The 15,447-nt window shown below is 63.4% G+C and carries 13 protein-coding genes; 4 read left to right on the top strand and 9 right to left on the bottom strand.

Annotation, left to right across the window (positions count from 1 at the left end; translation table 11 throughout):
- The 9 genes from ACV4UY_RS03685 to ppk2 all read right to left on the bottom strand — a co-directional run.
- On the bottom strand, positions 1–568 hold a 568-nt coding region (locus ACV4UY_RS03685; protein ID WP_491606301.1), incomplete at its 3' end, for a hypothetical protein.
- A complete protein-coding gene (locus ACV4UY_RS03680; RefSeq protein ID WP_491606300.1) occupies positions 565–975 on the bottom strand; it encodes a DotD/TraH family lipoprotein in 411 nt (136 codons plus the stop codon). The genes ACV4UY_RS03680 and ACV4UY_RS03685, both read right to left, overlap by 4 nt.
- Positions 957–2,879, bottom strand: coding sequence for an ExeA family protein (locus tag ACV4UY_RS03675; RefSeq protein WP_491606299.1), 1,923 nt, complete (start codon positions 2,877–2,879; stop codon positions 957–959). Before ACV4UY_RS03675 ends, ACV4UY_RS03680 begins: the two co-directional genes overlap by 19 nt.
- Before the next feature lie 176 nt (positions 2,880–3,055).
- Entirely contained in the window at positions 3,056–4,723 is a 1,668-nt protein-coding gene (locus ACV4UY_RS03670) for a GspE/PulE family protein (protein WP_491606298.1), read from the bottom strand.
- Complete coding sequence (locus ACV4UY_RS03665) at positions 4,720–6,426, bottom strand: AAA family ATPase (RefSeq protein ID WP_491606297.1); 1,707 nt, start codon at positions 6,424–6,426, stop codon at positions 4,720–4,722. The genes ACV4UY_RS03670 and ACV4UY_RS03665 overlap by 4 nt, the downstream gene beginning before the upstream one ends.
- A 125-nt stretch (positions 6,427–6,551) precedes the next feature.
- Complete coding sequence (gene dacB, locus ACV4UY_RS03660) at positions 6,552–8,069, bottom strand: D-alanyl-D-alanine carboxypeptidase/D-alanyl-D-alanine endopeptidase (RefSeq protein WP_491606296.1); 1,518 nt, start codon at positions 8,067–8,069, stop codon at positions 6,552–6,554.
- Positions 8,070–8,195: 126 nt separating this feature from the next.
- On the bottom strand, positions 8,196–9,122 hold the full coding sequence (locus ACV4UY_RS03655; protein ID WP_491606295.1) for a zinc-dependent metalloprotease family protein: 927 nt from the start codon (positions 9,120–9,122) through the stop codon (positions 8,196–8,198).
- 17 nt (positions 9,123–9,139) lie between these two features.
- The gene (locus tag ACV4UY_RS03650) at positions 9,140–11,569 is read right to left on the bottom strand and encodes a phosphotransferase (protein WP_491606294.1); all 2,430 of its coding nucleotides are present in this window, start codon (positions 11,567–11,569) and stop codon (positions 9,140–9,142) included.
- 52 nt (positions 11,570–11,621) lie between these two features.
- A complete protein-coding gene (gene ppk2 / locus ACV4UY_RS03645; RefSeq protein ID WP_491606293.1) occupies positions 11,622–12,473 on the bottom strand; it encodes a polyphosphate kinase 2 in 852 nt (283 codons plus the stop codon).
- A 235-nt stretch (positions 12,474–12,708) separates the two neighbouring features.
- On the opposite strand from ppk2, the gene ACV4UY_RS03640 reads away from it, so the two are divergent.
- From ACV4UY_RS03640 to ACV4UY_RS03625, 4 genes are all read left to right on the top strand, one after another.
- Entirely contained in the window at positions 12,709–13,134 is a 426-nt protein-coding gene (locus tag ACV4UY_RS03640; protein ID WP_491606292.1) for an NUDIX hydrolase, read from the top strand.
- A complete protein-coding gene (locus tag ACV4UY_RS03635; protein ID WP_491606291.1) occupies positions 13,131–14,045 on the top strand; it encodes an alpha/beta hydrolase in 915 nt (304 codons plus the stop codon). The genes ACV4UY_RS03640 and ACV4UY_RS03635 overlap by 4 nt, the downstream gene beginning before the upstream one ends.
- Before the next feature lie 475 nt (positions 14,046–14,520).
- Positions 14,521–14,733 carry a cold-shock protein gene (locus tag ACV4UY_RS03630; protein WP_420904673.1) on the top strand — a complete coding sequence of 71 codons (213 nt, stop codon included), beginning with the start codon at positions 14,521–14,523 and terminating at the stop codon, positions 14,731–14,733.
- An 86-nt stretch (positions 14,734–14,819) separates the two neighbouring features.
- Positions 14,820–15,434 (top strand): 3'-5' exonuclease, encoded by a 615-nt coding sequence (locus ACV4UY_RS03625; protein ID WP_491606290.1) that lies wholly within the window; start codon positions 14,820–14,822, stop codon positions 15,432–15,434.
- Positions 15,435–15,447: the final 13 nt, after the last annotated feature.

The raw sequence follows: 15,447 nt of genomic DNA, 5'->3' as shown, positions 1-15,447 counted from the left end.
GGGTCGGAACGACGGGCGGCGTCATCGAATTGCCACGCCGATCGGCAAAGAACCGTTCCGGATCCGGGAAACGGGCCGTGGTCGTGGTGGGCGTCGATACCGGTCGGTGCGACTGGGGCGCGGCGGTGGTGCCCGGCGTGGTGAAACAGGCCGTGGTCAGGGCGGCGCGCGCTTCCGGATGGCCCTGGCCCGAGGTCTTGGCGTGGAGTCCGGTTTGCGACTCGTCGGCGATGGTCGAGGCCATCAGCAGCGAAGCGAGCAGGATCCCGTGCAGCACGTAACCCCGTCCGCCCGTGGCGCAAGAGAGACGGATCGGCTCGTGGGTGGGGGTGTTGGCGAACGCCTCCGGCCATGCGTGCGGCGGGATCGGGGCGACCCGGAGGTTGCTTTGCAGCCAGCCGACCGGCATGAGATAGAGATCGCTGGACAAGAACCGTTCCGGGAATTCCGCTTCCTCGACAGACTCCCCGGGCGTCCCCTCGAACGCCTCGCCGGCCAACGCCAGGGACGCGACCGGCGGGGGCGCGGGCAGCCTGGCATGATCCAGGGTGTCGAGGAGCAGACTCATCGCCGGGCCTGCTCGGTGCGGGATTTGGGGAGGATCGTCAGGGTGTGTCCATCGCGAATCCGGGGACGGATGCCGGTTTGCGCCGCGATCTGATCGAGGATTTCGGACAGGGGCCGGTTGGTGAGGTTGAGATTCACCGTGCCCTGCACGCCGGGGGCCATGTCGATGTTCAGGCCGGCCTTGCGAGCCAGGGAGGGCAGCAGTTCATCCACCGGGATGTTGCTGGCCACCAGCGAGAAGGTGGCGCGCGTCGTGGCCGTGGTCTCCGGGGGCGCGAAGGGGGTGTTGATCACCAGGGGCGGGATCGAACCATCCTCCGCGCTCGCCGGGGTGACCGCGAGACAGCCGAGCGCGGCGCCAAGGATCGCGGCAGCCGTGTGGCGCGGTGTCAGGCGGCGGGGGCGCACGAACGACCCTCCTGACCCGTCGCGCACCCTTCCGGTCGGGTGCGATCGCGTACGAAGGTTTTCACCCGCTCGAGGGGAACCACCATCGGTCCGCCCGTGAGCAGTTCGTGGGGCAGGCGCAGCAGGGCCTCCTGAGCCTCGTGTTCGCTGTCGAAATCGCCCAGATAGACGAGCAGTTTCTGGTTGCGCAGCCGGAAGATCTTCAATTCCGTCATGTTCAGGTCGGACCGGGCCGCGGCCAGGCTCTTTTCCACCTTGCCGATTCCCTCGATGTTGCGCAACTGGACAAGCTGAATGGTGTGTCGGGTATTGTGGCTCGTCTCGAGCCAGCGGTGCGCGGCACGCACCCGATCGCGCATCGGATCGGTGGGCTGCATGCCCGGCAACAACGCCACTTCCCGAACCTCTGCCTTGCGCGTGGGGGTGGCGACGCGGGCGAAGGTCGGTTTCACGGGTTGGACCATGCTGGCCGGCATGGGCGGCGTGGGCAGGCGCAGGGTTCTGGCCAGGGTGAGCGGCGTGGGGCCCATTTCGATCGGTTCATAGCTCACGGTCAAGGCGTTGGCCACGACCTGGGCTGGCGGAGCGATCTTCGCGAGGGCGTTGCCGGTCTCGCCCGGCACGGGAGACGGGCTCGTCGCGTCTGACGGCGCGTCCACGCTCGGCGTGGCCTTGGCGTGATGGCTCTCTGGCGTGGATGGGGGCGTCGCGGTTGGCCGTTTCGTTTCGGTTTCGGCGTTGACCGGTTCGCTCGAGCGTGGCGGGTTCGACGCGATGCCGGCAACGTGTGGGGGCTGGACGCTCGGGGGCAGGGTGGTCGCCACCGGAGTGATTGCGCCCTTCGTTGCCCGAATGTCGCTGACATCCGTTGGCATGGCGGCCCTGGAGTCGGTTGCGGTCTGGTTGGTTTGGCCCGCGCCCGGCAGGCTCACCGGGCTGATGTCGGCCTGGTTGGCATCGGATTGCAGGGTGGAGAGAATCAGTTCGGAGGGCGAGAGGTTGATCCCCCAGGAGGATTGCAGGGCCAGACCACCGGCCAACAGGGCGATCATGGCGCCGGCAGCCAGGGCCGGACGACGCCAGGCCGGGCCGTTCGGGTTGCCGGAGAGACTCGAAATCCCTTGGGCGACATGGCGGCCTTGGATCTGATGGGCGCCGCCACGGCTGGCATGCACGATCGATTTTTCCGCCAACAGGTTGATCTGACGGAAACTGCCCCGCGCCGACCGATGGATGGCGCGCACCGCGCCAGTGGAAAAAAGCTGGGGTCCGCGATAGCCCGAGGCGTGCAGCCGACCGCGCAGATACTGTTCGGTCTGCTCGACGGAGAGCTTGGGCAGGGTCAGCTGGGTGGTGATCCGTTCAAGAATTTGACGGGAGTCCCGTGCCTGGAGTTTCCGATCCAGCTCCGGTTGCCCGAACAGGACGATGGAGACCAGCTTGACCCGTTCGGTCTCCAGGTTGCTGATCAGGCGCAGGGCCTCGAAGGTGGCCGGAGGCATGCTCTGGGCCTCTTCGACCACGATGACGGCCCGCTCCCCCTGACGTTCCAGGGAGACGAAAAACTCCAACAACGCCTGATGACGCGCCGCCGCACCCTCCTCGCGCATGGGCGACAGACGGAACTCTCCCAGCAGGGCGCTGGTCAACTCTTCGGGCGGAATGCCGGGATTGAGCAGCAGGGCCAGGCGGGCGTTCTTGGGGAGTTTGCGGCAGAAGAGCCGACAAAGCATGGTTTTGCCACTGCCTACCTCGCCCACCACCTTCACGAACCCCTCGCCGGCCTCGACGGCCTTGAGCAGTTTTTCGAGGATCTCCCCCCGTTCACCGCCGGAAAAGAACAGCTCCGTGTCCGGGGTTATGGCGAATGGTGGCGCGTGGAATCCGAAGTGATCCAGATACATGATGTTTCCCCAATCGACGTGAGACGCGCTCCGCAATCGTCATTTCTGGCAAAAATGACGGGATGATGGATTCGTGGTTAAGTAAAGCAAGAAACAGGCCACGAACAGGTGAAAGGGGTGCAATACGCGGCTTTCTCGGAGCGGCAACGTTCCGTTGGGTCAGGATGGGCGCGCGCTCAATGCGGATGGGCGTCGAGATTGACCACCCGTGCCGCCTCCTCCAGGGAGATGACGCCCTGGCGCACCCGACGCAGGGCGTCATCGGCCAGGGTGGGGAGTTCGTGGGCGTGGAAGCAGGGGATGAAGGCCGAGTGACGGCCCCCCTCCTCGAGCCAGAGCGACACCGGAGCATCCGCGGGCAACGCTTCGAACAGGGCCGCGCGGCCCTGGTAGCCACTCTGCCGGCATGTTTCGCAGCCGCGCGCCGAATGGAGTTCATCCGGGGTCCAGGTGCCGTGTCCGAGTCTTTTCTTCTCCTCGGGCCGTGGCGGGCGGGATCTCTTGCAGGCCGGACAGAGCAGACGGACCAATCGTTGGGCCACCACGCCGGTCAGATTGTCGATCAACGCCGGAATGGGGATCTCCATGTCGATGAGGCGTTGAAACGCGCCGTGAGCCGAGTGGGCCTGGATCCCGGCCACGATCCTCGCGCCCCGCATGGCCGCGCGCAACGCAGCGCGCATCGCCTCCGGCGCGCGCACGGCATCCAGGAACAGGATGTCCGCGTCCATGTCGAGCAACTCCATGGGATCGGCGATCGGATCCGCAAGCCACTCCCCGCCGATCACCCGACGCGCGGGATGGTGGGGATGTTCCGGGGTCTCTTCGATGGAGAGCAGGGACAGTTCCTCGTCCTGGAGATAGGCCATGAGCGCGCGCAACGTGGTGCTCAATCCTCCGCCGGGTGGGGCGGCGATCACGGTCAGACCGGTGGGTCGGGCGAGCATCCGCTTGAGCTGCGCGGCGGTCGGCGCGGCCAGTCCGAGGGACTCCAGGGTGGGGCTGGCCAGGGAGGCGTTGCGCACCCGCAGCACCAGGGATTCGTCGGGCAGGGTGGCCAGGGAGGTCACCTGACAGTCGATCTCCAACCCGGAAAGATGGGCGCGGAAGCGACCCTGGCGGGGTGTTCCGGTCGGATCGCTCTCCATGCCGGCCAGATGGCGGATGCGCTCGATCAGACCGGGCAGGTGGTCGCGGTGCAGGGCGCACCGTTGCGACATCACCCCGTCGTGGCGATAGCGGATGCTCACCTGACCCGGTTCCGGTTCGATGTGGATGTGGGTGATCCCCTGTCGGGCGGCATCGACCAGCAGGGCATCGATCAGGCGGATTGGATCTTCCGCCAGCACGCGCGGATTGACCGCAGGCGCGTTCGACGGGTTGAAGGCCCTGCCGATGGCGCGTGCGATCTCGCCGGGACCGGAGAGAACGCTTTTGAGGTTGATTTCGGTGTGAATGTTGGCCTGAATCGCATCGAGCACCGCCATGTCGCGTGGATCGGCCATGGCCAGGGTGAGGATGGCCTCCTTGGGATTCCAGCGGATCGGCAGCACATGATGGCGTTCGATCAGTTTTTTCGGCACCAGGGCCAGGATGCGCGGATCGATCACGGTTTGATCCAGATCCACCACCGGCACGCCGAGCAGATCGCCCAACAGGTCGCGCAGCAGCGCCTCGGGCACGAATTCCAGCCGGGTGAGGATCCTGCCAAGCAGTTCGCCGGTTTTTTGTTGTTCGGCCAACGCGATGTGCAGTTGGTCCGCGCTGATCAGCGAGGCATCGTGGAGCAGTTCCCCCAGACGACGCGGTTGCGCGTGGCGCGGACGGGTGACGGAGGCGCTCATGAGCGACGATCGCGGACCGGCGCGGATTCGGCCCGCTGCGACGGGGCGACGCCCAGTTTGTGGATCGTGGTCTTGACGCGGGCCAGAGAGCGCACGCTCGGATGGTTGGCGCGCATGGAGACCGGCAGGCGGTTCATCAGCGCTTCGCAGGCCACGGCAGAGGGGCATTCGTTCAGATGGACCAGCAGGGTGTCATTCGTGAGTCGAAAGAGCTTCAGATCCAGGTCGCCGGGGGGCGGTTGGATCGCGGCCAGCTGATCGGTGAGCAGTTCGAGTCCCCGATCGTGGGTCAACAGCATCAATTGAATGGTGTAGTGGCGGTCGTTGCCCTGCTCCAGCCAGCGGTGCGAAGCCAGGATCGCCTCGCCGAAGGGGTCGTTCTCCTTTAAATAGGGAAGATTGTCCGAGGCGTCGGAACGGGTCGGGTGGGTCGAGACCGGGCGCAGACGTGGGGAGTCGTCCTGGGTCGGGTTGTTCCGGGTCGTCGGCTTCACGGGCGTCCGGGCTTCGGGCACGGTGTGCGCGGCGATCGATCGGGGCTCGGCGGGCCGATTCCGGGGAACCGGAGGCTCCTGGATCTCCGGATTGGGGCCAGGGCTGGTTTCGGACCGTTTCGGGATCGGGCCGATCCATGGTTCCGGTCGCGGCTCGGATTGGGCGATCGATCTGGACTCGATGACCGTGGTCTCGAGGGTCGGTTCGGGCCCCTTGTGCGGGCTCGGGGGCGTTTCGGCAAGCGGGACGGCAGGAGTCTCGGCCAGAGGAACGGCTGACGACGCCACGCCCGCCTGTTCGATGGGCTGGCTGGTCAGATGGCGGGGAGCGATGCCGGCCACGAGCAGGGAGACGGCAAAGACCCCGGCCATCAGCGGTCGATACCCTTGCGTGAGCGTCGCGAACGGAGTGTCCTGGGCCATGGCGCGCCAGACGTGGGTCGAACGCACCCGGTTGGACTCCTCCATGCAGGCCTCACGCAACGCCTGATGGGCGAGCAGATGGATGCGACGGGGACGTCCGCCGGATCCTAGATGAATGAACCGGGTCGCCAGGGGGGTGAAGGGGGAGTTGCCTTCCCGTCCGGCGGCGATGAGGCGCTCATGCAGATAGTGGGCGGTCTGTTCGGCGGTGAAGGGCCTGAGGGTGATGCGGGTCATGACCCGCTCCAGCAGGGTGCGCGTTTCCCTGGGGTCCTTGAGATTCTCGAACCGTTCGTGGGCGAAGAGGACGATCTGGAGCAATTTGGCGTGGCCGGTCTCCAGATTGCCGAGCAGTCGCAGCGCCTCGAGGGAGGCGGCGGGCAGGGCATGGGCCTCGTCGATGATCAACAGGGGCCGTTGTCCGGCGCGGTGCATGATCAACAGGTGGTTGAGGAGCCGTTGACGGGCGTTCCAGGGTTCGGTCCCCTCGGCGCACGGCACGCGGAACTCCTTGAGCAGCGCCGTGAGCAGCGCGTCGGCACCCAGATCGGGGTGGAGCAGCAACGCCGGACGGTAGTGGCGCGGCAGCCCCACGCAGAGCATGCGGCAGAGCATGGTCTTGCCGGTGCCGGGGGCGCCGACCACCCGCACCATCCCTTCTCCCTCCTGGAGTGCGGCGAGGATGGCTTTCAGGCTCTCTTCCCGTCCGCCGCCGGGAAAGAAACGACCGGTGTCGGGGGTGAGGGTGAAGGGGAGGTCCCGCAGGCCGAAATGGTGCAGATACATGGCTTCGATTCTCTCATCGAGCTGAGGCTGGATGGGTCACGTCGTGTTTGGACGTGTCTGATCAAGCCTTTTGCAAGAATCAAGCCGCAAACGGAGGTGGGGAGGCGATGCGAAGGGTGCGGGGGTCAGTAGTTTTTCAACCAACGTTCCACCAGGGCGTTGATCTGACCGGTGGCATGGTTGTTCCAGGCCCGACCGCGATGGATGTCGTTGCCGGAGTGTTGGCCCTTGTTGGCGTCGAAGGCCTTGCGCTTCTCCATGTCGCTGGCAAAGATCGCGAAGACCAGCCGGCGGTTCTGCCTGGTGAACAGATACCCGGCCAACGCCTTGCCGTAAAGGATGGTGCCGGTTTTGGCCCAGACGCGAAACGAGGTGTCTGGTCCGGCGAACCGTCCGGCCAGGGTCCCTTTCCAGCCGGAGACCGGCAGCATCGAGGCGTAGGATCGCTCTCCGATCGGCGCGGCATTGGCCAGAAGCAGAATCGCCACCATCTGCCGGGGGGTCATGCGGCTGGAGGTGGAGAGACCGCAACTGTTGGTGAGATGAAAGCCGCTCCAGTCCACTTGCGGGAGTTGCGCCATGATCCAGTCGCTCAACACCTTGGCGGCGCTGGTGGCCGATTGGGGATGTCCGGTGAGACGGGAGGCGGCCATGATGCCGATCATCTCGGTCCAGAAGTTGTTGCTGTGGGCCAGGGCCGAGTCGGCCAGTTCCTGCAACGGAGCGCTGGCGCGGCTGGCCAGGATGGTGGCGTTGGACGGGGGATGACCCGGTTCCGGCTCGGGAAGGATCAGCCCGTTCTGGCGACAATACTCCCGAAAGGCCATGGCGGTGTGACGCCCCGGTCGTTTCACCGGCACCCAGTCCCAACCCGACTTGGCGCCGTGGGGATTCAAACGCCACTGCTCCACGTTGGTGCCGCCCAGGTAGGTGAGGGTGGGGCCAGTCCCCGAGGTGGGGCCCAGGGTCAAGGCGATGTCGCCGAGATTGGGATTGGTCTGGGTGAGGAGTTGTCCGTTGCGACCGATCATCCAACGCACCCGCACCCGGTTGGGGTCCAGCGACAGGGCGCTCAACCCCTGGTTGTAGCTCTCCTCGTCGTTCTGCTCGTTGCTGATGCTGGTCTCCGGGATCATCGCGGATTCGTCGAACAGAAAACGTCCGCGGATGCGATGGATGCCGAGGGTTTTCAGTTGGTGGGCCAGATCGATCAGACCCGGCATGGTGAGCGACGGATCGCCGCCGCCAACCAGGATCAGATCCCCCTGCAACTCACCATCGACCACCGGCGACGGGGAGAGCAGGGAGGTGACGAAGCGGTGGTTGGCCCCCAGGATGTGCAGGGCGGCCAGGGTCGAGGGGACCTTGGCCACCGAGGCGGGGATGTAGCTTTGGGTGTCGCGTTGCGCCTCCAGGATCTGACCGGATTGCAGATCCATGAGCAGATACCCCATGAAAGGGGGGTGCTCGAAGGTGGGCGCCGTGGCCTTGGCGCCACCCTTGCGGCCTTTGGCACCCTTGGCCGGTTTGGTGGCCCGTTTTTGTTGGGCCTGGGTCTTTTTGCCGTTGGCGGCAGGTTCGGCCCATACGCTCGAGGGCGCGAACAACAGAAGCGACAGGGCGAGACAGATCATCCTGAACATGCGGCTCGTGGTCTTGTCCGTGCGAGGTTTCGGATTCCGGAGCCACATCGGTTGCTCGGCGATCCCCGAACAGCCTTCAGAGCGTGACTCCGTTGCGCAAAGGCGCATTAAACCCGCATTGAGCGATTAACGCAATGTTTCACGCGCGTGAGGTGCGATTTGGGATCCGGTCATGTTTTGCTGGAGCGTTGGGTTCCGGCACCCTTCGGCGCGGGCGCGGTTGGCCGCGGCGAGTTCCAGGATCCGGGGGGCGATTTCGTTCAGGGCCCGTGCCTCGTCGCCATGCTCCGGATCCCCGCAGAGGCCGGAGAGGCCGCAACGGGGATCATGCAGGCGCGGGTTGGAGAAGAGCGGCAGGCTGGCCTTGTCATCTCCCACCACCCGTTTCATCCAGCCGCCCACCATGATGGTGCCGAACTCACCGGGTTGGCGGATGCCGTCGCAGTTGCCGACCCCGTGACCCAGCGCGTAGGGGGCGATGGCCGTGGCATGGCCCTGTCCGGGTTCGCAGGCGTCCACCAGACGGCCATGGTTGAGTCCCATCAGATGGCCCAGTTCGTGGGCCAGGGTGTGGGCCCCGCATACGATGTCGTAGACCATCAGGCCGTTTTCCGGACGGCTCGATGGATCCCTCCGCTTGTTGACCGCGATGGCCCGACCGCAGCCGCGCTTGCCGCGGATCAGGTGGCGCGTCACGGCCACCGTGTAGGCCGCGCCGTGTTCCCCTGCCTGGCAATAAAGACCGGCAAACCCCTCTCGTTCCGCGCGCATCGCCTCCAGAATTTCGATGGCCTCCCGTTCCTCGATCGGCACGAAGGCCACGTCCGCGACCTCGGCGCGCAGTTCCACCAGGCTGTCCCGATAATAGCCGTTCACGGTCGCCACCTGTGCGTGCAGACGCGCGCGGAGGACGGCGCGGGTCGGTTCGTCCCTTCCCAGGGTGTCGTTGACCAGAAAGCGGATGCCGAACACGGTTTCGGCGTGGGCCTGACCCCAACTCCCGATTCCGGCCATCAGGAGCAACAGCAGAGGCAGCCGGATCGTGGCGCGCATCCGGGTCCGGTCCCGGCTCAACCCGGCGAGCGGGCGAGGAGGAAACCCGCGATGCCCAAAGCCCGTTTGATGCGCAACGCCTCGTGGGGCTTTTCGACGAAGACCCGGACCTCCTTGATGAACTTGATCAGTCCCAACAGGTCGATCCACTGGGGCAGGGTGCGTCTTTCAGCCTCGTTCAAGGGGGAGGCGGCGACATAATGGGTGACCAACTGGTCGAAACGGCCAAAATCGGCCAGATGGATGTACTTGTCGGCCAGCGAGAATTCGATGCCGCCGTCGATCAGGTCCAACAGCCTCGGACCGTGGTAGCAGTTGTTGAAATCGAAGAAACAGGTCGTGCCATCCGGGGTGATGATCACGTTTTTCGGCGTAACGTCCCCATGGTTGTGGACAACGTGACAGCCATCGTGGAGTCGTGTCCGATACCCTTCGTCCAGGAAGGGCTCGATGCGCGGGGCGAGCTGCTCGAAGGCGGTTTTCAACTCCGGGGTCAAAACCGGGCTCTCCCGATAGGTGGCGAAATAGGGTAGCCACATTCGACAGGAGTCCTCAAAGGTGAAGCTGGCATCCAAGGGCAAGGGGGCGTCGATCTGCACCTGATGGATCCGCGCCAGGGCGGCGCCGATCGGGTCCAGGGGGTATTCGGGCTTGGATTGGGGAGCGCCGGGAATGCGTTCGAAGAGCAGGGCCGGATGGCCGCTGATGGTCGCCTCGGCCCCAGGCAGCATGGGCAGGATGTCGGCGGTCGGCACGCCACGGGCCACCAGTCCCCGGATCAGCGCCGCTTCGTAGGCGGTGTGTTCGGCGATGCGGTGGCTGTGGTAGTTGCCCGATACCTTGTGCAGCTTGAGGATCGTCTCCCGAGGACCGTTGAACAGCCGGTAGAGCAGGTTTTCGGTCGAGACCTTCATGGTTTCCAGCAGCGCCTCGGGCATGCCGTAACGGGCGCGCACCTGGTCGGTCAGGGCTTGCAGATCCCCAACGGTCGGGGGTGCGGACTCCTTGTGGCGGTCGTGGATCAACCTGGCGCCGAATTTTTTCAAGAAGGCATCCTTGAGCGCGGGATTGCCTCGGGACGGGAAGAAGATGTAGGCATCCACCAGATGGTGGACATACGGAATGCGCGGATGGAGCGTGGTCCAACGGCTCACGTCCATGGCCAGCGGGATCTGGGTGATGTGGTAGACCGCGCAGCCGCTCGAGGCGGATTCGGGATTGATCAACTGCCAGTTGGGCGGCAGCGCCTCTTCGCGATCGGGATGGATCTCGATCAGGATGTCCACGTCGGAACCGAGCTTGGCGTTGGTGCCATGCACGAAGGGGGCCTGATAGAATCCCATGTCCCCGCGCAGCGCCGATCCCATCAGATAGACCCGCTCCACCGCCGCCCGCGAGGAGACTTCGCTGCGTAGCGTCTCGTGGACCCGTGCTTGCAGCGCGGCCTGTTCATCTGCCGCGAACGTGATCTTGGTCGGCTTGACGAAGTTCATCTCCAGCCGGGCCAGCAGGGTGCTCCAGTTGCGGTAGAGCACCTTGGCGGCGTCCGGTTGGGGGTTGAGATCGTGGGGAAAGATCACCCGGTCGCTGCCAGGGGTGAAGAGCCAGAATTGGGGATCGCAGTTCACCTGGGCCGGTTGTCCGGAGGCCAGCGCATGGTAGAGATCGAGCACCTGGCACTTGATGCGGTTGAGCCGGTCGGGATCCAGGCTGGCGCCGTGGCGGCTCAGGTATGCCACCAGCCGTTCGCCGTGGTCCAGACCGCGCATGGCGCGAAAGTCCGGTCCTCCCTCCTTGCGGGTGGCGCGGGCCAGCACCTTGAGTTTTTCGCCGGTGTAGAGAACGCCTTCCGGGGTCTCCTCGCGGGTAAAGCCGATCAGCTTGAAGATGTCCCGCACCTTGGGCATGTGGTGCGGGGCCACCAGCAGGCTCATGCGCTCGCCCGGGGCGTTGCCGGAGTCGAGCATGAAATCCAGCTCGTTGGCTTCCAGCAGCTCCAGAACCTCGGTGTAGCTGGAGGCGCACGGGCTGTCGGGGTCGAGCAGTTTGAACCGACGGTGCAGCTCACGGAAATCGGCCTCGTCGATGAGGATCTTGTAGTTGCGGTAGTGCAGATGATAGCCGTCGCTGCATGCCTCGATGGAGATCCGTTGCGGATGGTAGACCACCGGATGCTTGAGCTGCGATTCGGTCCAGATGCGCACGTCATCCTGGTTGGCGTTGGCCAGCTTGCCATCCTGGTAGTTCTTCTCTTGGATGATCCCCATCAGCTCCGCGGACTGACGGTTGAAGATCGTGCCGATCTCCTCGAATTCGTTTCGGCTCAGTTCGATGCGCAGATCGCGGAAGTGGATGTGGATGTTCTCCTCCATGTCCAGGAAGAGGTTGCGATGCCTCGGTTTGCCGAGGATCTGGCCACGGTAGAGAATCTTCTTGATGACACCCATGTGATTACGGAGTCTCCCAAGGCAGGAGTGGCAAGGTTGGCCTGGCCAACCATCACGGACGACCGATCTCATCCTCCACGCCCTGGACGATGCCGGGATCCAGGGTGAGCAGTTCTTCGTTCTTGCCCGGATAGTCGAATTGCCGCAAAAGATAGCGGATGCTGTTGATGCGCGCCAGTTTCTTGCTGTCCGATCGGATCACGGTCCAAGGGGTTTCCGGGAAGTTGGTGCGTTGCAACATGTCGTCGCGGGCGCGGGAGTAGTCATCCCAGTGGTCCTGGGCCTCCTGGTCCACGGGACTGAGTTTCCAGGTCTTGAGCGGGTTGGTCTGACGCGAGGTGAAACGCTTTTCCTGGGAGACCCGCTCCACCGAAAACCAGAATTTCACCAGATGGATGCCCGATTCGGTGATCATCCGTTCGATGCACGGCAGTTGATGGTGGAACTCCTCTACCTGGGCCTCGGTGCAGAACCCCATCACCCGCTCCACGCCGGGACGGTTGTACCAGCTGCGGTCGAAGAGCACCATTTCGCCGCCGTGGGGCAGATGGGCGATGTAGCGTTGGAAATACCAGGAGTGTCTTTCGAGTTCGGTGGGTTTTTCCAGGGCCACGACGCGGCAGATGCGCGGGCTCAAGAACTCGGTGAAGCGCTTGATGGTCCCCCCCTTGCCGGCGGCGTCGCGTCCCTCGAAGAGGATGAGCAGCTTGAGTTTCTGGTCCACCACCCACTGCTGGAGCTTGACCAACTCCTGTTGCAACGGGGTGAGGATGTTCAGATAGTCTTGCTCGCGCAGCAGTTTCATGATTTCCAGCTCGCGGCCTCGGATGAGTTCTTCGAACGGAATGCCGTCCGGGGAGACGAGGGGAGCGGGAACGGGGGTGGGGTTCTCCTGATCGGTCATGGTGGGGACTCCGGAAAAAATGAACATCGAAACGAAACCAACGGACGGATCATGGTAGACCTTTGCCATCCCCTTGTCGAGATGGTTGGGCCAGGCGGATGACGGGGAATATCCAAGCGCCCGGCATGGCATGGCGTGGGCAATGGTGGTAGGATTGGGTGGGGCGTCTCGGAACGATCGTTCCGATTCCGGCGCGCGGCTTGATGGATGAGGACAATCGAAGGGAGGCGCAACCATGACGAGCTATCCGGCCTATTACTATCGGCAGTCGGCGGTGATCCCGGTGCGTGGCGAAGGGGAGGCGCTGCGGGTTCTGTTGATCTCTTCCCGTTCGCGCAGTCGCTGGATCATCCCCAAGGGGATCGTGGAACCGAACCTTTCCCCCGCGGACTCGGCGGCCAAGGAGGCCTACGAGGAGGCGGGCATTCGCGGTAGGGTCCATCCCGAGCCGATCGGGGAGTACGACTATCCCAAGTGGGACGGAACCTGTGTCGCCGAGGTGTATGTGATGCGCGTCGATGAGGTGCTGGATCGCTGGCTGGAGAGTTTCCGCGAGCGGGTCTGGTTGACGCTGGATGAGGCGATCGGACGGATTCAGGAGGAAAAATTGCGCGAGATCATGGCTGGGGTTCCGGATTTTTTATCCGTGGCGGCGCCATGATCGAGCCGCGACCCTCTCAGGGTGATGACGCCTCATTCCTGGATCTTCCCGAGCGGGCTTCCCGGTCCGGGCGTGGCAAGAGTGGCTGGTGGGGTCGGCTGGTTCGATCGCTGCTGGTTGTCGGGACCCTGGTTTACGGGGGCGTGGGCGCGCATCTCTATTTCAACCAATCCTCCAAGGTGTTTCGTCCCTCGCGCGGCTTGACCGCCACGCCGACGGATTGGGGTATCCCTTTCCAGGAGGTCACTTTCGCCAGTGACAAATACCGCCTGCACGGCTGGTGGATTCCAGGCGCGCCGGACCAGCCGGTGGTGCTGTTTCTGCACGGCAACGCCAGCGTCATTTCCGGACTGAGAGGACACACGGAGCTGTTCCGGCGTTTGGGGCTCGGCGTGTTCCTGTTCGATTACCGAGGCTACGGCCTGAGCGAGGGGGAGCCGTCGGAGGTGGGGCTCTATGCCGATGCCGAGGCGGCCTGGAACCATCTGACCGGTTCTCTCGGCATCCCGGCGGCAAGAGTGATCTATCATGGCCACTCGTTGGGTGGAGGGGTCGCCACCTGGCTTGCCACCCGGCACGCGCCGAAGGCGATGATCCTTGAAGGGACGTTTCTTTCGATTCCGGCGGTGGGCGAAGAGCTTTACCCCTATCTGCCGATCCGCCTGCTAAGCCGCATCTGGTTCGACAACGCCAGCCGCATCGGCCAGATCCGCGCACCGCTCCTGATCATCCACAGCCGCGACGACACGGTGATCTTCCCACGCCATGGCCGGGAGTTGTTCGCCCTGGCCAACGACCCCAAAACCTTTCTCGAAACCACTGGCAGCCACAATACCAGCGTCAGCCAGGGCGGCCCGACGGTGGAGGCGGGGGTGCGGGGGTTTGTGGCCGAACTGGGCAAGCGTCCCTAGTGGCTCAACCGGGCTGATTTGACTATCTTACGATAATTCCGGAACCAGGTGCGTTCTACGTCGTGGACCGTGCTACAGATTTTTTCAGTCATTCCTTTTGAGAAAATTTTAATAAATCAACCAGTTAACGGAACAGCCAAAAGAAACGACACCAAAAACCAGGGCAAACAGTTGATTTTGTTTGACTAATTAACCGGTCAGTAGTGAAGGGAACTGAATTCGGGCCAGGGGAGCCCGGCTCAATCGGATTTACTTGTTGACAATGAATTTCAATGTGTTACATTGTTTTGGATGTGTGACTCGTCAAAGATACCCAAGAGGGTGCCTTTCAAACCGATCGTCTGGGTAAACCCAGGTTTGGTTTGATGTTTTATCGTTATATCGCATGCTTTGTTGTTTTCTGTTGCAAACAGGTGTAGAATAAAGCAATTGCGTGGTTTTGTCCATAAACGTTCAACAAAAGGATCAGAAGAGCATGGCAGGTCGTGAGACAGGAAAAGTGAAATGGTTCAATGACAGCAAGGGCTTTGGTTTCATTGAGCGCGATAATGGCAAAGGGGATGCGTTCGTCCACCACTCAGCCATTGCGATGAGTGGTTTCAAGTCGCTTGCCGAGGGGCAAAAGGTGGAGTTTGACATCACGAAAGGCCAAAAGGGAGATCAGGCATCCAACGTGACGCCCCTGTAGGTCAAGGAGTGAATCCCGCCGTCTGGAAACAGACGGCGGGCATTTCATGCGGCGCTTGACCGCCTGTTTTTTTGTTGGCGTGATCCATGGAAACCCTGGCCATCATCGACTTCGAGACCACCGGACTCTCTCCTGCCGAGGGAGCGCGGGCCACGGAGATCGCGGCTGTTATCCTGGAGAACGGCCAAATCGTCCGGCATTATCAGAGCCTGATGAATGCCGGCGTGCGGATTCCCTTCTTCATTACCAATCTGACGGGCATCACCAACGAGATGGTGCGTTGCGCACCGCCTGCGGCCAAGGTCATGCAGGAGGTCGCCGATTTTGTGGGTGATCTTCCTTTGGTTGCCCACAACGCCTCCTTTGATCGCACATTCTGGGATGCCGAATTGTCCCAAATCGGACGTACCCGTCAGCAAGAATTTGTCTGCACCATGCTGGTGGCCAGGAGGGTCTATCCAACTGCGCCGAACCATAAACTGGGGACCCTGGCCGCCTTTGCACGTCTGCCCGCCACCGGGAAAGCACACCGTGCCATGGCCGATGCTGAAATGACCGCCCATCTGCTGTGCCACATGGAGGAGACCCTGGTGCAACGATTTCAGATCGGACAGCTTTCCCATGCTTTGCTGCGCGTTTTGCAGAGGGCCAAGGCTGCTGATCTCCAGTCAGCCATCCGGAAGTTCATCCGAGCCGCTTGAAAAAAAACGCCCC

This window comes from Candidatus Magnetaquiglobus sp. (assembly GCF_058402785.1).
The sequence above is the reverse complement of the archived record's forward strand: the minus strand, read 5'-3'. Positions and strand labels throughout refer to the sequence as shown.